This is a genomic window from Brevundimonas sp. AAP58 (assembly GCF_001295975.1).
GTDB lineage: Bacteria > Pseudomonadota > Alphaproteobacteria > Caulobacterales > Caulobacteraceae > Brevundimonas.
This window is the reverse complement of sequence record NZ_LJHU01000058.1, coordinates 12,469-33,291: the sequence shown is the minus strand read 5'-3', so window position 1 is coordinate 33,291 and position 20,823 is coordinate 12,469. Positions and strand designations below refer to the sequence as shown.

General features: G+C 66.8%; 18 protein-coding genes, 1 tRNA gene and 1 pseudogene. 5 read left to right on the top strand and 15 right to left on the bottom strand.

Annotation, left to right across the window (positions count from 1 at the left end):
- Window positions 1-6 precede the first annotated feature (6 nt).
- The 9 genes and pseudogenes from nuoG to IP78_RS08390 all read right to left on the bottom strand — a co-directional run bounded on the left by nuoG (window position 7) and on the right by IP78_RS08390 (window position 8,194).
- Window positions 7-2,052: an NADH-quinone oxidoreductase subunit NuoG gene (gene nuoG / locus IP78_RS08430; RefSeq protein WP_054111243.1), complete on the bottom strand. Its 2,046-nt coding sequence runs from the start codon at window positions 2,050-2,052 to the stop codon at window positions 7-9.
- On the bottom strand, window positions 2,052-2,546 hold the full coding sequence (locus IP78_RS08425; RefSeq protein ID WP_054111242.1) for a hypothetical protein: 495 nt from the start codon (window positions 2,544-2,546) through the stop codon (window positions 2,052-2,054). The genes nuoG and IP78_RS08425 overlap by 1 nt, the downstream gene beginning before the upstream one ends.
- A gap of 2 nt (window positions 2,547-2,548) precedes the next feature.
- On the bottom strand, window positions 2,549-3,862 hold the full coding sequence (gene nuoF, locus IP78_RS08420) for an NADH-quinone oxidoreductase subunit NuoF (RefSeq protein ID WP_054111241.1): 1,314 nt from the start codon (window positions 3,860-3,862) through the stop codon (window positions 2,549-2,551).
- A 360-nt stretch (window positions 3,863-4,222) separates the two neighbouring features.
- Window positions 4,223-4,495 carry a hypothetical protein gene (locus IP78_RS08415; RefSeq protein WP_054111240.1) on the bottom strand — a complete coding sequence of 91 codons (273 nt, stop codon included), beginning with the start codon at window positions 4,493-4,495 and terminating at the stop codon, window positions 4,223-4,225.
- Between the two features lie 148 nt (window positions 4,496-4,643).
- Complete coding sequence (gene nuoE / locus IP78_RS08410) at window positions 4,644-5,306, bottom strand: NADH-quinone oxidoreductase subunit NuoE (RefSeq protein WP_054111239.1); 663 nt, start codon at window positions 5,304-5,306, stop codon at window positions 4,644-4,646.
- A pseudogene (locus IP78_RS08405) lies at window positions 5,303-6,549 on the bottom strand (NADH-quinone oxidoreductase subunit D); the annotation flags it as partial. The pseudogene IP78_RS08405 and the gene nuoE, both read right to left, overlap by 4 nt.
- Window positions 6,550-6,579: 30 nt before the next feature.
- Window positions 6,580-7,233: an NADH-quinone oxidoreductase subunit C gene (locus IP78_RS08400; RefSeq protein WP_054111238.1), complete on the bottom strand. Its 654-nt coding sequence runs from the start codon at window positions 7,231-7,233 to the stop codon at window positions 6,580-6,582.
- Window positions 7,230-7,847: an NADH-quinone oxidoreductase subunit B family protein gene (locus tag IP78_RS08395; protein ID WP_197272417.1), complete on the bottom strand. Its 618-nt coding sequence runs from the start codon at window positions 7,845-7,847 to the stop codon at window positions 7,230-7,232. Before IP78_RS08395 ends, IP78_RS08400 begins: the two co-directional genes overlap by 4 nt.
- Window positions 7,817-8,194 (bottom strand): NADH-quinone oxidoreductase subunit A, encoded by a 378-nt coding sequence (locus IP78_RS08390; protein ID WP_029416236.1) that lies wholly within the window; start codon window positions 8,192-8,194, stop codon window positions 7,817-7,819. The genes IP78_RS08395 and IP78_RS08390 overlap by 31 nt, the downstream gene beginning before the upstream one ends.
- Before the next feature lie 185 nt (window positions 8,195-8,379).
- Here IP78_RS08390 and IP78_RS08385 point away from each other — a divergent pair, with 185 nt between their 5' ends.
- The 3 genes from IP78_RS08385 to IP78_RS08375 all read left to right on the top strand — a co-directional run bounded on the left by IP78_RS08385 (window position 8,380) and on the right by IP78_RS08375 (window position 11,417).
- Window positions 8,380-9,939, top strand: coding sequence for an AbgT family transporter (locus IP78_RS08385; protein WP_054111236.1), 1,560 nt, complete (start codon window positions 8,380-8,382; stop codon window positions 9,937-9,939).
- Between the two features lie 83 nt (window positions 9,940-10,022).
- Window positions 10,023-10,099: transfer RNA gene (locus tag IP78_RS08380), tRNA-Asp, on the top strand.
- Window positions 10,100-10,241: 142 nt separating this feature from the next.
- The gene (locus tag IP78_RS08375) at window positions 10,242-11,417 is read left to right on the top strand and encodes a Coenzyme F420 hydrogenase/dehydrogenase, beta subunit C-terminal domain (protein WP_231680961.1); all 1,176 of its coding nucleotides are present in this window, start codon (window positions 10,242-10,244) and stop codon (window positions 11,415-11,417) included.
- Here the strand turns inward: IP78_RS08375 and IP78_RS08370 are convergent.
- The 3 genes from IP78_RS08370 to IP78_RS08360 all read right to left on the bottom strand — a co-directional run bounded on the left by IP78_RS08370 (window position 11,365) and on the right by IP78_RS08360 (window position 13,813).
- Window positions 11,365-12,615, bottom strand: coding sequence for a glycosyltransferase (locus tag IP78_RS08370; protein ID WP_054111234.1), 1,251 nt, complete (start codon window positions 12,613-12,615; stop codon window positions 11,365-11,367). The genes IP78_RS08375 and IP78_RS08370 overlap by 53 nt on opposite strands.
- A 112-nt stretch (window positions 12,616-12,727) precedes the next feature.
- Entirely contained in the window at window positions 12,728-12,913 is a 186-nt protein-coding gene (locus IP78_RS08365; RefSeq protein WP_054111233.1) for a hypothetical protein, read from the bottom strand.
- Between the two features lie 3 nt (window positions 12,914-12,916).
- On the bottom strand, window positions 12,917-13,813 hold the full coding sequence (locus IP78_RS08360; RefSeq protein ID WP_054111232.1) for an SPFH domain-containing protein: 897 nt from the start codon (window positions 13,811-13,813) through the stop codon (window positions 12,917-12,919).
- Window positions 13,814-14,011: 198 nt separating this feature from the next.
- On the opposite strand from IP78_RS08360, the gene IP78_RS08355 reads away from it, so the two are divergent.
- Window positions 14,012-17,194 carry an autotransporter domain-containing protein gene (locus IP78_RS08355; protein WP_054111231.1) on the top strand — a complete coding sequence of 1,061 codons (3,183 nt, stop codon included), beginning with the start codon at window positions 14,012-14,014 and terminating at the stop codon, window positions 17,192-17,194.
- A gap of 53 nt (window positions 17,195-17,247) precedes the next feature.
- Here the strand turns inward: IP78_RS08355 and IP78_RS08350 are convergent, their stop codons facing one another.
- On the bottom strand, window positions 17,248-18,111 hold the full coding sequence (locus tag IP78_RS08350; protein WP_054111230.1) for an NAD(P)-dependent oxidoreductase: 864 nt from the start codon (window positions 18,109-18,111) through the stop codon (window positions 17,248-17,250).
- Window positions 18,108-18,620 carry a flavin reductase family protein gene (locus tag IP78_RS08345; protein WP_054111229.1) on the bottom strand — a complete coding sequence of 171 codons (513 nt, stop codon included), beginning with the start codon at window positions 18,618-18,620 and terminating at the stop codon, window positions 18,108-18,110. The genes IP78_RS08350 and IP78_RS08345 overlap by 4 nt, the downstream gene beginning before the upstream one ends.
- A 111-nt stretch (window positions 18,621-18,731) precedes the next feature.
- Between IP78_RS08345 and IP78_RS08340 the strand changes: the two genes are divergently transcribed.
- Window positions 18,732-18,986 (top strand): hypothetical protein, encoded by a 255-nt coding sequence (locus IP78_RS08340; protein ID WP_054111228.1) that lies wholly within the window; start codon window positions 18,732-18,734, stop codon window positions 18,984-18,986.
- Between the two features lie 112 nt (window positions 18,987-19,098).
- Here IP78_RS08340 and IP78_RS08335 read toward each other — a convergent pair whose 3' ends face one another.
- A complete protein-coding gene (locus IP78_RS08335; RefSeq protein ID WP_054111227.1) occupies window positions 19,099-20,748 on the bottom strand; it encodes a CTP synthase in 1,650 nt (549 codons plus the stop codon).
- Window positions 20,749-20,823: the final 75 nt, after the last annotated feature.

The window sequence follows — 20,823 nt, the reverse complement described above, 5'->3', positions numbered from 1 at the left end:
CGGGGCCTACTCCGCCGCCATCAGGGCCGGAGCGACGCGCTGGGCGCTCAGCTCGGCCATGGTCGCGCTGGCCCGCGCGATCGGGTTGTTCAGATAGGGGTCGACCACGCTGGACCGCAGGGCCGTGTCGCCCAGCTCGCCCTTGGCCCCCAGGCCCGCGACGTCGAACGACCCGGCCAGGGCCAGATAGTCAATTCGACCAAACGTCGGGTGGTCGCGCATGAGAACATCGCGAAGCTGACCAATGCTGTCGTACGGCAGCGTATGCCCCACGCGCTCGGACAGGGCGCGCAGGATGGCCCAGTCCTCCTTGGCCTCGCCCTTGGGGAAGACGGCGCGTTCGGCCATCTGCACCCGGCCCTCGGTGTTGACATAGAGGCCCGGCTTCTCGGTCCAGGCCGCGCCCGGCAGGATGACGTCGGCGCCGTGCGCGCCCCGGTCGCCGTGGCTGCCCAGATAGACCTTGAAGGCCTTGGTCGCACCCGTCTCGATCTCGTCGGCGCCCAGCAGGAACAAGACGTCCAGCGCGCCCTTCTGCACCATCTCATGGGCCGACAGACCGCCGGCGGCAGGCACGAAGCCCATGTCCAGACCGCCGACCCGCGAGGCCGCCGAATGAAGGACATTGAAGCCGTTCCAGCCGTCTTTCACGACGCCGACCTTGGCCGCCAGCTTGCCGAGCGCGTTCAGCACCGCCGGACCGTTCGGCCCGGTCAAGGCGCCCGAGCCGACGACGATCGCGGGCCGCTCGGCGTTCGACAGGGCGTCCACCGCCGCCTTGGGCCGCCTGGCCAGCGTCTTCGTGCCCCGCCCGATCAGGTCGTAGTCATAGGTCAGGTCGACCTGCTCGCCGATCAGGCCGACGCGGGTCTTGCCCGCCAGCCAGGCCTTTCGGATGCGCGCGTTCAGCAGCGGGGCCTCGGCCCTCGGATTGGTCCCGACCAGCAGGATGGAGTCTGCCTGCTCGATGCCCTGCAGCCCGCTGTTGAACAGCCAGCCCTGGCGCGGGCCGATGCCCACGGCCGAGCCGTCCTGACGGCAGTCCGTATTGGCCGATCCAAGGGCGCGGAACAGGTCCAGCGCCGCCTTCATCGACTCCGCGTCCTGCAGGTCGCCGGCGATGACGCCGATCTTCTCCGGCTTGGCGACCTTCAGCTTGGCGGCGACCGCGTTCAGCGCCTCGTCCCACGACGCAGGACGCAGCTTGCCGTTATCGCGCACATACGGCCGATCCAGACGCCGCGCCTGAAGCCCGTCCACGACATAGCGGCTGCGGTCGGCCAGCCACTCTTCGTTAATGCCCTCATGCACGCGCGGAAGGATGCGCATGATCTCGGCGCCCTTGGACTGGGCCGAGATGTTCGAACCCAAGGCGTCCATCACGTCGACGGTCTCGGTGCGCTTCAGCTCCCAGGGGCGATAGTGGAACTGCCACGGCCGGTGGGTCAGGGCGCCGACCGGGCACAGGTCGTTGACGTTGCCCGAAAGCTCGCTGTCGACCGACTTCTCCAGATAGGTCGTGATCTCGGCGTCCTCGCCGCGCGAGATCATGCCGATGTCAGGAACGCCAGCCACTTCCGTGATGAACCTCACGCAGCGCGTGCACTGAATGCAGCGAGTCATGAAGGTCTTGATGGTCGGGCCCATGTTCTTTTCTTCGACCGCCCGCTTGTTCTCGGCATAGCGGGAGCCGTCGCGGCCATAGCCCATGGCCTGGTCCTGCAGGTCGCACTCGCCGCCCTGGTCGCAGATGGGGCAGTCCAGCGGGTGGTTGATGAGCAGGAACTCCATCACCCCTTCGCGGGCCTTCTTCACCATCGGCGTGTCGGTGAAGATTTCCTGGTTCTCGGCGGCCGGCAGGGCGCACGACGCCTGCGGCTTGGGCGGTCCGGGCTTCACCTCGACCAGGCACATCCGGCAGTTGCCGGCGATCGACAGCCGCTCGTGATAGCAGAAGCGCGGAATCTCGTGCCCGGCGCGCTCGGCGACCTGCAGCACGGTCATGCCGGGCTCGAACTCGACTTCGACGCCGTTGACCTTGGCGACGGGCATCAGCTTACCTCTTCCTCAGGACGCACGGCCATCATCGCCTGCTGCGTCGTGCCGTCCGGCAGGGCCTGGACGATCTCGATCTCTTCGCCGCGGATCGTGTAGGTCACGACCGGATCGCCCGCCTCATTCATCCAGCGAACCTGGGTCGGGTCGGGCAGCTCCAGCGGCTTCCACACCACCAGACCGTCGCCGGCCCGGCATTGCGCCTTCATCCAGCCGCCGTCGACGGGCGCGCGCCACTGGGCGTTCAGCACCTCGCCCTCCGCGCCCGTGATCTGGATGGCGTCCAGCGTCTGGCCGTGGATCGCCGCCAGCCCCGCCTGGCACACCCGGCGCAGATCGACAGCGGTCGGCACCGCCGGCGTCTCGGCCACGGCGTCGGACACGGGCGCTTCCGCCGCCGCCTTCTCGACGGGCGTCGGTTCGGCGGTGTCGCCGGACTGTCCGCAAGCCGACAGGCTCACGGCCGCCATCAGGGGGAGCCAGACCCGCATCCCTACTCCGCCGCGATCGCGTGGCCGGCGAAGTTCGCGCGGCGGCTGCGGTAGTCCGAGATGCGGTCCTCGATCTCGTGACGGAAATGCCGGATCAGGCCCTGGACCGGCCAGGCGGCGGCGTCGCCCAGAGCGCAGATGGTGTGGCCCTCGACCTGACCCGCGACGTCCAGCAGCAGGTCGATCTCCGATGGATCGGCCTCGCCCACCGCCATCCGCTCCAGCACCCGCCACATCCAGCCGGTGCCCTCCCGGCACGGGGTGCACTGGCCGCAGCTCTCATGCTTGTAGAAATAGCTGATCCGGGCGATCGCCTTCACCAGGTCGGTGTCGTTGTCCATGACGATGACCGCCGCCGTGCCCAGGCCCGACTTCATCTCGCGCAGGCTGTCGAAGTCCATCAGGGCGACTTCCGACATCTCCCGCGTGATCAGCGGCACCGAGACCCCGCCGGGGATCACGGCCTTCAGATTGCCCCAGCCGCCGCGAACCCCGCCGCAGTGCTCTTCCAGCAGCTGGCGCAGCGGGATCGACATGGCTTCTTCGACATTGCACGGCCGGTTCACGTGGCCGCTGATCGACATCAGCTTGGTGCCCGTGTTGTTCGGCCGGCCGAAGCCCGCGAACCAGTCCGCCCCGCGCCGCAGGATGGTGCCCACGACCGCGATCGACTCGACGTTGTTCACCGTGGTCGGACAGCCGTACAGGCCCGCGCCGGCCGGGAACGGCGGCTTCAGGCGCGGCTGGCCCTTCTTGCCCTCCAGGCTTTCCAAGAGCGCCGTCTCTTCGCCGCAGATGTAGGCCCCGGCGCCGTGGTGGATGTAGACGTCGAAGTCCCAGCCGTGGACGTTGTTCTTGCCGATCAGCCTGGCCTCATAGGCCTGCTTGACCGCCGCCTCCATGCGCTCGCGTTCCAGCACATATTCGCCGCGCAGATAGATGTAGCAGGCGTGGGCCTGCATGGCGAAGCTGGCGATCAGGCAGCCCTCGATCAGCAGGTGGGGATCATGGCGCATGATCTCCCGGTCCTTGCAGGTGCCGGGCTCGGACTCGTCGGCGTTGACGACGAGGTAGTGCGGTCGGTCCTTCAGCTCCTTGGGCATGAAGGACCACTTCAGACCGGTCGAGAAGCCCGCCCCGCCGCGTCCGCGCAGGCCCGAGTTCTTGACGTTGGTGATGAGCCAGTCGCGGCCCATGTCCAGCATGTCCTTGGTCGCGTTCCAGCACCCGCGCTGCTTGGCGCCCTCCAGGCCCCAGTCGTGCAGGCCATACAGGTTGGTGAAGATGCGATCCTTGTCGGCGAGCAGACCGGCCATCAGCGAGCTCCCTCCCCCGCCGCCGCCGCCGCCGACGCGGCCGCGCGGGCGCGAGAGTTCGCTCCGACGATCGCCGGTTTCGCGCTCCTCGCGCGGCGGCGGGCGCTGGGATTGGGATGACGGGGGCTCAGGCGCATTCGGGGTACCGGACGGAGAAGACGGCGCAGGCTGCGCGGGCGTGGGCGGCTGGGGCTGCGGCGGAACCGAGCCGCCGAGCGGCAGGGCCCCCGCCCCCATCAGATTGGCCAGGAACAGGCCGGCGGACTTGCGCCCGCCCCGTTTGGACGATGTCACGACGGTCCCCCGAACGTCTCGAGATCAGCGACTGTGCGCCACGGACCTGACAGGGCTGCGACAGGGTCATGACGCGCCTCCGTCCAGCTCGGCCATGCGACGACGGTGATAGCGCGTGCGCAGAAAGATCGCCGTCAGCATCAGCGCCCATCCGGCCGCCAGCGACGCATAGCCCGCCATCTGCACGACCTCGGCCAGACCGCCGGCGCGCGTCGCGGCCCACACGAGAACGGCGCCCAGCAGCACGAGCCCGAACCCCGCCAGCCGCTGGGTGCGGCCCACGGCACGGATCTCCGCGCGATAGGCGGCGACCTTGTCGTCGGCTTGGGGGTCGGACATCAATTCCTCCCGCTCATCCCCGCGAAAGCGGGGACCCAGATCTTTGGGCGATGACCGGTATCGACCGCGCACGGCCTCAATCCCGACCGCTCGGGCTCCTGAAAGCACTGGGTCCCCGCTTTCGCGGGGATGAGCGGAAAAAGGGCGATCATGCCGTCACGGGCTCCGTGTTCGGCAGCTTCTTGATCGGCTTGGCGGCCGAGCCGTCATACAGCTTGGGATCGGTCAGGGTCAGCGGCCCGCCCTCGGGAGCCGAGTTGATCCGGTCCACGCGCGGCCCGCGCTCGGGCGTCTTGCCGGCGGCGAAATCGTCGATGATCTGGTTCATGTCCGAGGCCGTCAGGTCCTCGAAATAGTAGTCGTTGATCATGGCCATCGGCGCGTTCACGCAGGCACCCAGGCACTCGACCTCTTCCCAGTAGAACTTTCCGTCCGGCGACAGGGTGTGCTTGGGCCCGATCCGGTCCTTGCAGACCTTCATCAAATCGCCCGCGCCGCGCAGCATGCAGGGTGTCGTGCCGCACACCTGGATCAGCGCCGCCGAGCCGACCGGCTCCAGCATGAACATGGTGTAGAAGGTCGCGACCTCCAGCACCCGAATGTAGGGCATGTCCAGCAGGTCGGCGATCGCGCGCAGAGCCGGCTCCGACACCCAGCCTTCCTGCTTCTGCACCAGCCACAGGATGGGGATCACCGCCGACTGCTGGCGGCCGGCGGGATACTTGGCGATCCACCAGTCGGCCTTGGCCTTGGTCTCTTTCGAGAAGGCGAAGGACGCGGGCTGGACCTTGGCGAGACGACGGACGCTCATCGGTCCACTTCTCCGAACACGATATCGAGGGAGCCCAGGATGGCGGACACGTCAGCAAGCATGTGGCCTCGGTTCATCCAGTCCATGGCCTGCAGGTGACGGAAGCCCGGGGCCGAAATCTTCACGCGGTACGGCTTGTTGGTGCCGTCCGAGACCAGATAGACGCCGAACTCGCCCTTGGGGGCCTCGACCGCCGCATAGACCTCGCCCGGCGGGGTCTTGAAGCCCTCGGTATAGAGCTTGAAGTGGTGGATGAGCGCTTCCATCGACCGCTTCATCTCGCCCCGGCGCGGCGGGACGATCTTGTTGTCCTCGACCATGACCGGCTCGCCCGGGCAGTTGCGCAGCTTGTGGATGCACTGTTCCATGATGCGGACGGACTGCTTCATCTCCTCGACGCGAACGAGGTAGCGGTCCCAGCAGTCGCCGTTCTTGCCCACGACGACGTCGAAATCGAGCTCGGCGTAGCACTCGTACGGCTGCGACTTCCGCAGGTCCCAGGCGATGTCCGAGCCGCGCAGCATGACGCCGGAGAAGCCCCAGGCCAGGGCCTGCTCCTTCGACACCACGCCGATGTCGACGTTCCTCTGCTTGAAGATGCGGTTTTCGGTGACGAGGGACTCGATGTCCTTGAGCGCCGCCGGGAACTCGGCGCACCAGCGGCCGATGTCGTCGATGAGGTCGGAGGGCAGGTCCTGATGCACCCCGCCCGGCCGGAAATAATTGGAGTGCAGCCGCGCCCCGCAGGCCCGCTCATAGAAGACCATGAGCTTCTCGCGTTCCTCGAAGCCCCACAGCGGCGGCGTCAGCGCCCCGACGTCCAGCGCCTGCGTCGTCACGTTCAGCATGTGCGACAGGATGCGGCCGATCTCGCAGTACAGAACCCGGATCAGCTGGGCGCGATAGGGCACCTCGATGCCCAGCAGCCGCTCGATGGCCAGGCAGAAGGCGTGCTCCTGGTTCATCGGCGAGACGTAGTCCAGCCGGTCCAGATAGGGCACGTTCTGCAGATAGGTGCGCGCCTCCATCAGCTTCTCGGTGCCGCGATGCAGCAGGCCGATGTGCGGATCGACGCGCTCGACCACCTCCCCGTCCAGCTCCAGCACGAGACGCAGCACGCCGTGCGCGGCCGGATGCTGGGGGCCGAAGTTGATGGTGAACTTGCGCTCGTCCATCTCGCGGGCGTGGGCGGTCCGGTTGTCCGGTTCGTCGAAGGCGATGCGACCCAGGTCGTCGACGGCGTCGGCGGTCTTCAGAGGGTTTCCGTCGGCCATCAGGCTTTCCCTCCCGAAGGCGTGCCCGCCGAACCAATGGCCTTCTCGTCGCCCGGCAGCGGTTGGGTCGGATACTCCGCCCCTTCCCACGGCGACAGGAAGTCGAACTGGCGGAACTCCTGCGTCAGCTTGACGGGCTCATAGACCACCCGCTTCTGCTCTTCGTCGTAACGGACCTCGACATAGCCCGTCATGGGGAAGTCCTTCCTCAGCGGATGCCCGCTGAAGCCATAGTCGGTCAGCAGGCGGCGCAGGTCCGGATGGTCCGAGAACAGGATGCCGTACATGTCGAACGCCTCGCGCTCGAACCAGCCGGCCGACGGATAGACGGCGATCACGCTCGGCACCGGCGCGGCTTCGTCCGTGGTCACCTTGACCCGCACCCGGATGTTCCGCGTCAGGCTGAGCAGGTGATAGACGACGTCGAACCGCTCGACCCGGTCCGGATAATCCGCGCCGCAGACATCCAGCAGCTGCTGAAAACCGAAGCGATCCCGCAGATCGGTCAGCACCTCGACGATGCGGTCGCGATGACACGTCAGCGTCAGCTCGCCGTAGGCCACGGCCGCATCGACCTGCAGCTCGGACACCATCTCCTGCCCCAGCGGCGTGAGCGCGGCCGCCTGGGCCTCAAGCACAGCCAGGCCGCTCATCGCTCGATCGTCCCGGTCCGGCGGATCTTCTTCTGCAGCTGCAGAAGGCCATAGACCAGCGCCTCCGCCGTCGGCGGACAGCCGGGCACATAGGCGTCGACCGGCACGATCCGGTCGCATCCACGCACGACACTGTAGCTGTAGTGGTAGTAGCCGCCGCCGTTGGCGCAGCTGCCCATCGACAGGACGTAGCGCGGGTCCGGCATCTGGTCGTAGACCTTGCGCAGCGCCGGAGCCATCTTGTTGGTCAGGGTGCCGGCGACGATCATCAGGTCGGACTGACGCGGGCTGGCGCGCGGGGCCATGCCGAACCGCTCCAGGTCATAACGCGGCATGGACGCCTGGATCATCTCCACGGCGCAGCAGGCCAGACCGAACGTCATCCACATCAGCGAGCCGGTGCGGGCCCAGTTGATGACGTCGTCCAGCGACGCGGTCAGGAAGCCGTGCTCGGCGACCTCGGTGTTGACCGCCTCGAAGAACTTGTCGTGGATCTTGGGGTCGTAGCCCTCAACGGTCGAACGCGCGCCCTGGCCATAGGCCGTGGGCAGCGGCGAGGCCGGGCCGGACAGCGGCGGAGAGATCACTGCCATTCCAGCGCGCCCTTCTTCCATTCGTAGATGAAGCCGACCGTCAGGACGCCCAGGAAGACCATCATCGACCAGAAGGCGAAGATCATGTCGGGCCGCGCCAGATCGAACATCGACACCGCCCACGGGAACAGGAAGGCCACTTCCAGGTCGAAGATGATGAACAGGATCGACACCAGATAGAACCGCACGTCGAACTTCATCCGCGCGTCGTCGAAGGCGTTGAAACCGCACTCATAGGCCGAAAGCTTCTCGCTGTCCGGGTTCGACGGCGCCAGCACCCAGGCCGCGATCATGAAGCCAAGGCCGAGCACCGTCGCGATCCCGATGAAGATCACGATCGGCAGGTACTGCAAAAGGAAGTCGTTCATGCGTCCGGGTCCACGCCGCGACTGGGAGGGGGCGGCGGATTCGGCGTCTTCTAGACCCAACCTTTCGCCGGTTCAAACCCATGCAGGGGAAGGTTTTTCTGCGAACCAGTCGCATTTTCATCAGGTCACTTGCCAAGCTTCCCGTTTGCCGTCCAAGTCAGAGCACAACAGCTTGGGAGCAGCGCGTGAACATCGGCGGCGGTGTACTGACGTTCGTGGAAAAGGCTGGCAATCGCCTGCCCGATCCAGTCTTCATCTTTATCTGGTTCATTGGCTTCCTCGTCATCGGGAGCGTCGCTGCGGCCTCTTACGGGTTGTCCGCGGTGAACCCGGTCGACGGCCAGCTCGTCGCCGCGCAAAGCCTCATGTCGTCTGAAAATCTGCGGCGCCTCTTTGTCGACATGCCGCGAACGCTCACCGGCTTCGCGCCGCTTGGCTACGTTCTTGTCGTCATGCTCGGGGCGGGCGTCGCCGAGCGCACCGGCATGTTCTCCGCCAGCATGCGCGCGGGGATTCGGAAAGCCCCCAAGGCCCTGCTGACCCCGATCGTGGTGCTGGTCGGCATTGTGTCGAACCATGCCTCGGACGCTGGCTACGTCGTTCTGGTTCCCCTCGCTGGCCTGATCTTCGCCGCCGCTGGCCGCCATCCGATCGCGGGTATCGCGGCGGGCTTCGCGGCCGTGTCCGGGGGCTTCTCGGCCAACCTGTTTCCCGGCCATCTGGACGCCCTGCTCCTCGGCATAACCGAACCCGCCGCGCGGCTGATTCAGCCGGACTGGACTGCCAATATCGCGGGCAACTGGTTCTTCATCATCGCCATGACCGTGGTCTTCGTCCCTTTGGCCTGGTTCGTGACCGACAAGATCGTGGAGCCGCGCCTGGGCCCCTGGCAACCGTCTGCGGACGCACCGATCCAGCTCTCGGAGTCTGAACTGTCGCGCGACGAGAAGCGCGGCCTGTTCTGGGCCGCCATCGCCGCGCTGCTGGTCATCGGGGCATGGGTCGCCATGAGCGTTGGACCCAACCCGCCGCTGATCGATATGGAAGCGGCACCGACCGAACGGATGACGCCCTTCTACCAGTCCCTCGTCGCTGGCTTTTTCATCCTGTTCCTGGCCACCGGTGTGGCCTACGGCGTGGCGGCCAAGACCCTTACGGATCACCGGCAGCTGGTGAAGATGTTCGTCGACTCCATGGCGGTCATGGCCCCCTACATCGTGCTGGCCTTCGTCGCCGCGCACTTCGTGGCCATGTTCAACTGGTCGAACCTTGGCGTCATCCTGGCCATCCTCGGCGCGGAACAGCTCCAGGCCAGCGGGCTGCCTGCCTGGCAACTATTGATTGCCATCGTGTTCCTGGCTGCCACGGTGAACATCTTCATCGGCTCGGCTTCCGCCAAATGGGCCGCGATGGCGCCCGTCCTGGTGCCGATGCTCATGCTTCTGGGCATCAGCCCGGAGATGGCGACGGCGGCCTATCGAATGGGCGATTCGGTGACCAACATCATCACGCCCCTGATGGTCTACTTCCCGCTGATCCTGGCCTTCTGCCAGCGATGGACGCCCGGCTTCGGCATCGGCAACCTGATGGCGACCATGCTGCCCTATTCGTTCTTCTTCTTCATCGCCGGGGCCATCATGACCGGGGCGTGGGTGTTCCTGAACATTCCCTTGGGCGGCGGCGAGGTCGTCACCTACGACCTGAACGAGGCGCGTGAGGCGGTTCAGGCGGTGTCTGCGAATTAGTCCCGCCAAGGCGCTTGACACTCGCGGGGGGCGCCGCCTAAACGACGCCCCTCGCCGCGCCGGACACCGTCGCCGCGGGAAACGCGGGTGTAGCTCAGTTGGTTAGAGTGCCGGCCTGTCACGCCGGAGGTCGCGGGTTCGAGCCCCGTCACTCGCGCCACTTTCTGTGAGCCAGAAAGTGGCGCATCCGCCCCTCTGAATAAACAACTCTGGACTGGACGAAGCGCGCGACGCGTGAGCAGCCTTGCCGTATGCGCGCACCCGTTCCTCGCAACCTCTGTACCGACTGCGGCGTATCGCGCATGGAGGACCCCGGTCTCTGTGGCCGCGCATGCCAGTTCATCAAGCCGGACTATCCGGGGCTGGAAACCCGCATCCATGGCCGTCCCCGCGCCGAGGTCGGCGACGAAGTCTTCTTCGGTCCCTTTAGACGGATGGTCCGGGCGACGCTGACACCACCCGCCGAGGGTGCCCAATGGACCGGCATCACCACGCGGATTGGCGAGCGCTTGCTGGAGACGGACGCCGTCGATGCCGTCCTGACAATGACCGCCGACCCCGACGATCGCTGGCGGCCGGTCCCGGTCCTGATCACGCAAGCCAGTGACATGGCGCAGGCGCGCGGCATGCGCATGGGCTATGCGCCCCTGCTGGCGCTGCTGGAGACCGCGCGGGACGCCGGTCATCGTCGCCTGGCGGTCATCGGCATCCCGTGCCAGATCTATGCCCTGCGCGCGCTAGAGGCCGAGCTCGGGTTCGAGGCGATCACTGTCATCGGTACCCCCTGCTCGGACAACACGACGACAGAGAACTTCCACACCTTCCTTGGCCTGCTGTCCGACGCACCGGAGACCATCACCTATCTGGAGTTCCGCGCCGACTATCATGTCGAGCTGCGTTTCGCCGACGGTCGCAAACGGGAGATCCCCTTCCTCGCCCTGCCAATCTCCCAGCTCGCGCCGGACTTCTTCCCTCTCACCTGCCGGACCTGCGTCGACTACACAAACGCCCTGTCGGACATCACCGTCGGCTACATGGGCGGCGAGGGCGAGCAGTGGCTGATCGTGCGCAATGAACGCGGCCAGGCCCTGCTGGACCTGCTCGGCGACGAGGTCCGGCTGTCAGAGCCCCGCAGCCTCGGCAAACGCCGCGCGGCGGTCCAGGGCTTCATCGCCAACGTTGAACGCGCCGCCGGCGGTCTGCCTCTGCGGCGAATGCCTGACTGGGTCCGCCCCATTGTCAGCTGGCTCCAGCCCCGCACCGGCCCGCGCGGCCTGGAGTTCGCCCGCACCCGTCTGGAGATGAAGGCCGCCGAGACCGTCATCCACCTGCGCCGCGAAGAGCCGCGCCGGATGAAGTCGATGATCCCCGATCACGTCTGGAGGCTGGTCGCGCCCTACGGCCTGACGCCGGTCGAGGACGAACTCAATGCGCCGTCGCCTGCTCGCCCGGCTGAACGAACGCCGCCTGACCACTGACTTCGCCATAGGTCATGCACAGGTCCTCGAAGACCCGGTTCCAGGAGAACCGCTCTACGGTATGCACCCGCGCCGCCGCGCCGAGCGCCTCGGTGTCCCGCGCGAACAGCGCCTCGATGGCTTGGGCGTAATCGTCAGGATCGGCGCTCCGGGCCAACTGGCCCACGCTCTCGTTGACCGTCTCGGCGACGCCACCGGCGTTGACGCCCACCACGGGCCGTCCGCAAGCCATCGCCTCCAGCACGATCAGGCCGAAGGGCTCCTTGTCGTTGGCGTGCACAAAGGCGTCGCAGCTGGCGATGATCCGCGCCACCTGCCTGGGATCGCGTTCGTACGGCAGGGCGATGACCCGCTCCTCGTACGGCAGGCCCGCGCCCGCCCCGACCAGCACAAGGTGATAGGGCTCGCCGAGCTTCTGAACGGCCTCGATCAGGGTGTCGATGTTCTTCTCGCGCGCCGGGCGTCCCGCGAAGCACAGCAGTCGCGCCGACGCCGGCAGGCCCAGCTTCTTCAAGAGCCAGTTCCGGTCGCCGCGATCGGGCCGGAAGGTGTCGATCTCCACCCCCAGCGGCCGGACCACGATGTCCTGGATGCCCGCTTCCTCAAGCCGCCGCGCAATGAAACGGCTGGGCGAGATCACGCGGTCGAACTGACCGAACAGCTTGGCCCAGCGCTTCTCGACCGGCTTCTTGGCCCATTCGCCGAAATGTAGCGCCGCCAGCCCGGCCGGGTCCGAATGGCAGAAGCCGACGACGGGGCAACCGGCCCGCTGCCCGGCCTCCAAAGCGCCCTGCCCCGGCGTATAAGGATCGCCCGCCTCGATCAGGCTGGGTTTCATCGAGGCGACCCACGCGCCCCAGCGCCGCACCGACGTGGGCCAGCGATAGCCGTCGCCGAACGGCAGCTTGGTGGCGTGCAGCTTGATGATGCCATCCGCGCCGGCCTCATGGTGCGCGCCCGGCACGATCAGGGAGTGGGCGACGCCGGGCCGGTTCGCCTCCAGCCACGCCTTCTTGGACAGCAGATACCGCTTCACCCCGCCGGAACGGGGCGCATACAGCATGGTGGTGTCGACCATCCGGGGCCGGGGATCGGCCGTCGAAGCCTTCAGCGCCCGGAGCGTATCAGCGACCTCCTCGTCCCAGCCGGGGATAAGCCGCAGCTCGCCTTCCTGGACGTCGAGATCGGCCATGGTCATGGGGTCGTAATCCTTAAGCGACCGGCGCGAAACGCGCGTCCGTCGTTTTTGGATGCGTGCGGACGATGTGCGTCGGACCATGTCGCGCCCCTACGCCCGCCAACCTCCAAGCTCAAGCGGTATCGTCGTCGTCCTCTCTGGCGGTCGGATCGATGCCGCGCCGCGCCAAGGCCTCCCGCACCAGCACCTCCAGCTGAGCGTTGACGGAGCGCAGTTCGGCGGCCGCCAGGCGTTCGACGGCCGCCATCACGCCGGGCGAGGCCCGCATCAGGAAGGGTTTGGTCGCCCGGCCCGCCACGGATCAGCTGTAGAGCGTGCCGGTGTTGACGACCGGCTGGGCCTCCCGGTCGGCGCACAGGACGACGAGCAGGTTGGACACCATCGCCGCCTTGCGCTCCTCATCCAGCTCGACCACGCGACGATCGGACAGATCGGTCAGAGCGCTCTCGACCATGCCCACCGCGCCGCGCACGATCAGGCGGCGCGCGGACAGGATGGCCTCGGCCTGCTGACGCCGCAGCATGGCCCCGGCGATCTCGGGCGCATAGGCCAGGTGCGCCAGCCGCGCCTCGTCGATGGCGACGCCGGCCACCCGGACCCGGTTGGCCAGCTCGATCTGCAGCTTCTCAGCCACCTCTTCCGCATCGGCGCGCAGCGTCAGCTCAGCCTCGACTCCCTCCTCCTGCTCGCCGTGGTCGTAGGCGTAGTGGGAGGCGATGTCCCTCAGCCCCGTCTCGATCTGGATGTTCACAAAGGCCTGATAATCGTCGACGTCGAAGAGGGCCTGGGCCGAATCCTCGACGCGCCAGACGACGTTAGCCGCAATCTCCACCGGGCTGCCCCGTCGGTCATTCACCTTGAGCGTGTCCGAAGTGACATTCCGCGCGCGAAGCGAGATCTTCTTTCGTGTGTACCAGGGCAGGACCCAACGCAGACCGGTCGCGCGGTCCGTGCCCCGATACTCGCCAAACAGCAGGATCGCGGCGCCCTCGTTGGGCTGGAGCGAATAGAGCCCGCACATCAGGAACAGCCCGACCGTAATGGTCGAGGCTCCGCCGACGATGTTCAACGCCGAATCCGGGTTCTGGATGATCCAGACCGGCCCCAGCAGGGTCAGGCCCAGCCCAGCCAGCAGCATGAGGATGCCGTTGGCAGTCGTTGCCGGACGCTCGGTGGATACGGTTCTGCGGTCGTTCATGTCAGCCTCCCAGACGGTTACAAAGTGATATCACTTTGATGTCTAGTTTGACAAGGTCTGAGTGAACATCGTTGGGCCTAAGTCACGCTTTCGGCCTTGCATTCGCCTCAAATTCGCGAAACTTGGGACAGGCCGCGCAGCCCCTGTTAGAAGGCGCCGGCGCCCGCTTGCGCGTATCCATCTGGGGTGATTTCTCGAATGCGTAGACTGCTCGCGACCGCGGTGGCGCTTGCCCCTCTGATGGCGGCTTCTGGCGCCCAAGCCGAATTCGTGATTTCGAACGCCCGCAGCACGCCGATACAAACCTCGAATGCGACAGGCACGGGCCCCGACGACATCCGCTTCGCCACCGGTGGATCCATCTCGATAAACGCCGGCGTCGCCGTCACTGTAAACAGCAACAACTCCGTCGACCTCGATTCGGGGTCCAACATCACCCTGGCCAACGCTGCCGATGGCGCTACCGCGATCCTGGTCGACGCCGGAGCGACGTCCGGGAACATCACGATCGCCGGAGCCATCTCGGTCACCGACAACATCGACAACTATCCAGACGACGACAACGACGGCGATCTGGACGGCCCCTTTGCAAACGGGACAGACCGATACGGACTGCGTCTGGTAGGCGGAACACCCCTGACAGGAAACATCCTCGTCGAGAACGTGGCCAATATTCTTGTGGAGGGGAACAACAGCCGCGGAATATCGGTAGAGCGGGATCTGGTCGGGAACGTATCCTTGTTCGGCACAATGCGTGTCGTCGGCCAGAATGCTATCGGGTACAATCAGACGGGCACTGTCACGGGTGACGTGCGGCTCGGCGGGCCCATGAACGTAGTCGGACAGGGAGCGGTAGGCGTCAATGTTTCAGGTGACGTCAGCGGGCGACTGACGCTGCAGGGCGACATGTCCGCGACGGGCTATCGGTATTCCACGCGTCCGCCCGAGTCCATCATTGAGGACCTGGAGCCCGACGATCTGCTTCAGGGCGGCTCAGTGGTCGTGGTGGCGTCCAACGTGGCGGGCGGTGTGGTTCTGGACGTTCGCCCCGCCGACAACGACACGACTTCGACCGATGAGGACAACGACGGTATCGCCGACGCCAATGAGGCAGACTCGATCATCAACAGCTACGGTTCTGCGGCCGGCCTGACCGTCGGCTCAACCTCCCGGTCGATCACGCTCGGCGTCGCCGGTACGGGCGATCTGGCTTACGGGCTCGTGAACCGGGGGACGATCAATGGCCTCGGCGTCTACGACGGGATCTCCGCAAACGCTGTCCAGCTTGGCGTCGCAGGTGGGCAATCCGTCATGATCTCAGGCGGGGTTCGCAACGACGGAGCCATCGCTGCCCTCGCGCGCGAGGCATCGGCCACGGCGATCGCCATAGGCCAAGGCGTGACGGCCGAGCGCCTCGAGAATAACGGAAACATCACCGCCGGCGTGGCGTCGGATGTGTCGGCGTCGGCGACTGCCATATCGATCGCCGCCGGGGCGAATGTCAGCAGCCTGACCAATAACGCCTCAATCCTCGCATCGACGGGCGGTGGTGGGGTGGCCGACGCTTGGGCAATCCGAGATCTTTCGGGGTCTCTGACCAACATCGTCAACAGCGGTTCGATCCAGGCGAACGCCGTCGCCGACGAGGCAGGCACGACGATCACAGCCTCGACCGTGGCGATCGACGTTTCTGCGAACACAACGGGGGTGACTTTCCGCCAGTTCGGCGTGACCAGCACACCCAGCGAGGACGACCCGGACACGGACGGAGACGGCGTCACGGACGACAATGAGCCCTTCACCGCGGGCGACATTCGCTTTGGGTCGGGCGATGACCTCATGTCCGTCGAGAACGGTGAGGTGCGCGGTGCGGTCGCTTTCGGGGCCGGTGCGGATCGATTGTCCATTACCGGTGGGGGCCTGGTCCGGGGCGCGATCACCGATAGCGACGGACAACTGACCATCGACATTGCCAACGGAACGCTCGATGCGCGCCAACTCGGCGTTACAGCGACGACCGCGCTCAACGTCGGCGCGGACGGCAATCTTGTCGTCACGCTGGACCCAGCGACCGGAACCAACGCCGGGTTCCGTGTCAACGGCACGGCAACATTGGCGTCCGGCGCGGGGCTGGGCGTCCGGTTCAACTCGTTGATCGACTCGCCTCGCCGGTTCACGATCATCGACGCCGATGTCCTGAACGCTGGAACGATCGACCAAGTGGCGGTCCAGGACAACTCACCCTACCTCTTCGTGGTTTCCGCGGGAACGGATGTCGCCGCCGGGGACGTCTTCGTGGACGCACGCAGACGGACGGCAGCAGAGGCAAACCTCATCGCCGTTGAGAGCCAGGCCTTCGACGCCTTCTACGGCGCGCTGTCTGGAGACTCGGCGTTGCGCGACCTCTTCATCGCCCAGACAACCCGCGAAGGCTTCATCGACCTGTACGAACAGGTCCTTCCCGACCACTCCGGAGGGCCGCTGCTGTCGCTGGCGTCTGGCGTCGATGCGGTGACCCGCGCCCTGACCGGCCGCAACGCCACGGTCGAACCCGGCCAGACCAGCGCCTGGCTGCAGGAAATCAACTTCTACGCCGACAAGGACAAGACTGACACCTACGGCTTCCGCTCCGAAGGCTTTGGCGTGGCGGGCGGCATCGAGCGGGGCTCTTCGGTCGGCGCGTTCGGCGTCACGGTGGCCTTCACCTCGTCGGACATCGAGGACCCCGAGGCCGAGGCACAGGAACTTCTGTCCGCCAGTCTGATTGAGCTGGGGCTGTCATGGCGGGCCCAGGGCCAGGCTTGGTCGACGTGGGCACGGGCAGCCGGAGGCTACGCGACCTTTGATTCGACGCGGCAACTGGTGACGGAGGACATCAACCTCATCAACCAGTCCAGCTGGAACGGATTCACCGTGGCCCTGGCCGGCGGCGCTTCGTACGAGCGAACTTTCGGCCGGTTCAACATCCGGCCCGAGGCCTACGTCGAGTATTTCTCGCTGAGCGAGGACGGCCATGTCGAGGAAGGCAGCAACGACGGCTTCAACCTTGAGATCGAGGATCGCGACGGCCACCTGTTCACCGGCGTAGCGGCGGTCAATATCGGCTACGGCTTCGGCCAGGACGGCTGGATCCGGCCTGAGGTGCGGGTCGGCTGGCGCCAGAACTTCTCGGTCGATCCGGGCGAGACCATCGCACGGTTCGCCTCGGGCGGCTCGTCCTTTACCCTGTCGCCGGATTCCATCGAAGGAGGCGGCCCGATCCTCGGCTTCAACCTTTCGGTCGGCAACGACCTGGGTCGTCTATCGGTCACGGCCGACGCCGAGATGATCGAAGACTACGTCCGCTATGTGCTGCTGCTGCGCGCCAGCTTCCGGTTCTAGGCTAGGCCAAGCCTAAGCTCGGCGACCGGTCCGGCCGTCGGAGCGGGCGGCAGCTACCGGCTCGTTGGCTTGAGCCGCGCCTTCAGGCTCGACGTGTCCCAACGCGATCCTCCGATCGCCTGCACCTCGGCGTAGAACTGATCGACCAGGGCGGTGACCGCAAGCTGCGATCCGTTGGCCCGCGCCTCGTCCAGCACCAGACCGAGGTCCTTGCGCATCCAGTCGACGGCGAAGCCGAACTCGAACTCGCCCTTGGCCGCCGTCTTCCAGCGGTTGTCCATCTGCCAGGACTGGGCCGCGCCCTTGGAGATCGCCTCATAGACCCGGTCGGTGTCCAGCCCGGCGGCTTGCGCGAAATGCACGGCCTCGGCCAGGCCCTGGACGACGCCCGCAATGGCGATCTGGTTGACCATCTTGGTCAGCTGTCCCGCGCCCGAAGACCCCATGTGCTGGATCGCCTTGGCGTAGGCCATCAGCACCGGTCGCACCCGCTCCAGCGCCTCGGCGTCGCCACCGGCCATGACGCTCAGCTGGCCGTTCTCCGCGCCGGCCTGTCCGCCGGATACCGGCGCGTCGATGAAGCGGACGCCCCTGGCCTCCGAGGCCGCCGTCATCTCCCGAGCGACCCTGGCCGAGGTCGTCGTGTGGTCGACGATGACCGCGCCCGGCTGGAGCACCGTCAGAGCCTCACCCACGACCTGGCGCACGTCGTCGTCGTTGCCGACGCACAGCACGAACAGATCGGCGTCCGAGGCGGCTTCCGCCACCGTTGCGGCGAACCGGCCGCCATGCGCGTCCGCCCAGGCCCGCGCCTTGGCCGCAGAGCGGTTGTAGCCCGCCACATCATGGCCCGCGGCGACCAGATGCCGGGCCATCGGCCCGCCCATCACGCCCAGCCCGGCGAACCCGATCCTCATGCCGCCGCGCTCCCCGCCCGGCCATAACGGCCCCGGTGATAGGTCAGGGTCTCTCCGCCCGTGACCTCATAGGCCTCGACCTCCCCGACCAGGATCAGGTGATCGCCCATATGAACCCGGTCGTGCGTCCGGCACTCGAACCGCGCCGACGCGCCCGAAAGGACGGGGGCCTGCCCGGCCACGCGCGTGAACTCGTCGTCGGCCATCCGCCCGTTACCCTTGGCGAAGCGGCGCGCGGTTCCCTCCCCCTCGGCTCCCAGTACATGGATGGCGAAGCGGTCGGCCCCGGCGAAGGCAGGGTGACGCTCGGACCGCTCGTCCAGGCACCACAGCACCAGACGCGGCGACAGCGACACCGAGGTGAAGGAGTTGATCGTGATGCCGACCGGTCCGTCCGGCCCGTCGGCCGTGACCACGCAGACACCCGTCGCGAAGGCCCCCAGCGCGTCGCGGTAGGCTCGGGCCTCATCGGGTCGAGCGGCTGTGTCGGGAACGGGTTCGAGGCTCATGGGCCGGACCTAGGCGACCGGCCGCGAGGTGGCAACGGCCATCGCGCCGCAGCGGCCGCTGGAACCCGAACGACGGTATCGGGATTGTCGTCTGCGAACCGGAGACTCGTCATGCGCCGCACCGCCCTTGCCCTCCCCGCCGTCGTCCTCGCGCTCGCCGCATGCTCTCAGTCCGAGGAGACCGAGACAGCCCCGGACACCAACGCGACCGCGCCCGAGGGGGCCGCGCCCATCGAGCCGGGCGTCGGCTCTCCGCCCGAACCCGGCGCCGGGGTGCCCGGGTCTTCGAACGAGTCGAACGATCAGGCGAACCCGGACGGGACGGTCGCCGATCCGGTCTTGCCGCGTGAGACGCCGAACCCGTAGCAACCCGCTTTCCCGGCAGCCAGATTGGACTCCCGGAGCACCGAGTCCAGAACGTGCAAGTCTTAAGCCGATACCAGAGATATCAGCCGTAGCTCATTGAGCTGGGCCGATCCTAGACCAATCGGCTCTGAACCACGGCCGCGCCAATGAAGCTGGCGAACAGCGGGTGCGGCGCGAACGGCCGGCTCTTCAGCTCCGGGTGATACTGCACCCCGATGAACCATGGGTGGTCCGTGCGTTCGACGGTCTCGGGCAGGACGCCGTCCGGCGACAGGCCCGCGAACACCAGACCCTTGGCCTCGATCGCCTCGCGGTAGTTTATGTTGACCTCATAGCGATGGCGGTGCCGCTCGCTGATGGCGTTGGTGCCATAGATCTCCGCGATCTTCGACCCCGGCGCGAGCGTCGAGTCATAGGCCCCCAGCCGCATGGTGCCGCCCAGGTCCCCGCCCTGCTGGCGCAGCACGCGCTGATTGCCCTGGGTCCACTCGGTCATCAGGCCCACGACGGGCTCAGACGTCGGGCCAAACTCCGTCGATGACGCTTTGGGGAAGCCCGCCTGGTTCCGCGCCGCCTCGATCACCGCCATCTGCATGCCGAAGCAGATGCCGAAGTAGGGAATGTTGTGCTCGCGCGCGAAACGCGCTGCCTCGATCTTGCCCTCGGCCCCGCGCTCGCCGAAGCCGCCGGGAACCAAGATGGCGTGCGCGCCTTGCAGACGCGCGCTGCAAGCCTCGTGGTCGCCCTCGAAGGTCTCGGCCTCGACCCAGTCGATGTTGACCTTGACCCGATTGGCCACGCCCCCGTGGTGCAGGGCCTCGATCAGGGATTTGTAGGCGTCCTTCAGCACCGTGTACTTGCCGACCACGGCCACGGTGACCTCGCCGTCCGGGCGCAGGCGGCGATCGACGATCTCCTCCCAACCCGACAGGTCCGGCTCGGGCGCGTCGGTCATGCCGAAGTGGGCCAGCACCTCACGGTCCAGACCCTCGCGGTGATAATCCAGCGGCACGGCGTAGATATCCGCCGAATCCATCGCCTGGATGACGCCCGACGGCCGCACATTGCAGAACAGGCCGATCTTGCGCTTCTCGTCCTCGGGGATGGGCTGTTCGCAGCGGCACAGCAGAATGTCGGGCTGGATGCCGATGGACCGCAGCTCCTTGACCGAGTGCTGCGTCGGCTTGGTCTTCATCTCCCCGGCTGTCTTGATGAAGGGCAGCAGCGTCAGATGAACGAAGCAGCTCTGTCCCCTCGGCAGGTCCTGCCCCAGCTGACGGATCGCCTCGAAGAAGGGCAGGCCCTCGATGTCGCCGACCGTGCCGCCGATCTCGACCAGGACGAAGTCGACCTCCTCCCCGTCGTCGGTCAGGGCCGGCGTCAGGCAGAAGGATTTGATCTGGTCGGTGACGTGCGGAATGACCTGCACGGTCGCGCCCAGATAATCGCCACGCCGCTCCTTCTCCAGAATGGTCGAATAGATGCGGCCGGTCGTGATGTTGTCCGACTTCGCCGCCGAGACGCCGGTGAACCGTTCATAGTGACCGAGGTCCAGGTCGGTCTCGGCCCCGTCGTCGGTCACGAAGACCTCGCCGTGTTGATAGGGGCTCATCGTCCCCGGATCGACGTTCAGATAGGGGTCGAGTTTCCTCAGCCGGACCTTGTATCCGCGCGCCTGCAACAGGGCCCCGAGGGCCGCCGAGGCCAGCCCCTTGCCCAGGGAGGAGACCACCCCGCCCGTGATGAACACATATCTAGCCACGGGGGGTCACCTTACGGCCGATTCGGTCGCGTCCCGGCGGGCGATCGGCGGTTCGTCTGTTGAAAACATGTTTCC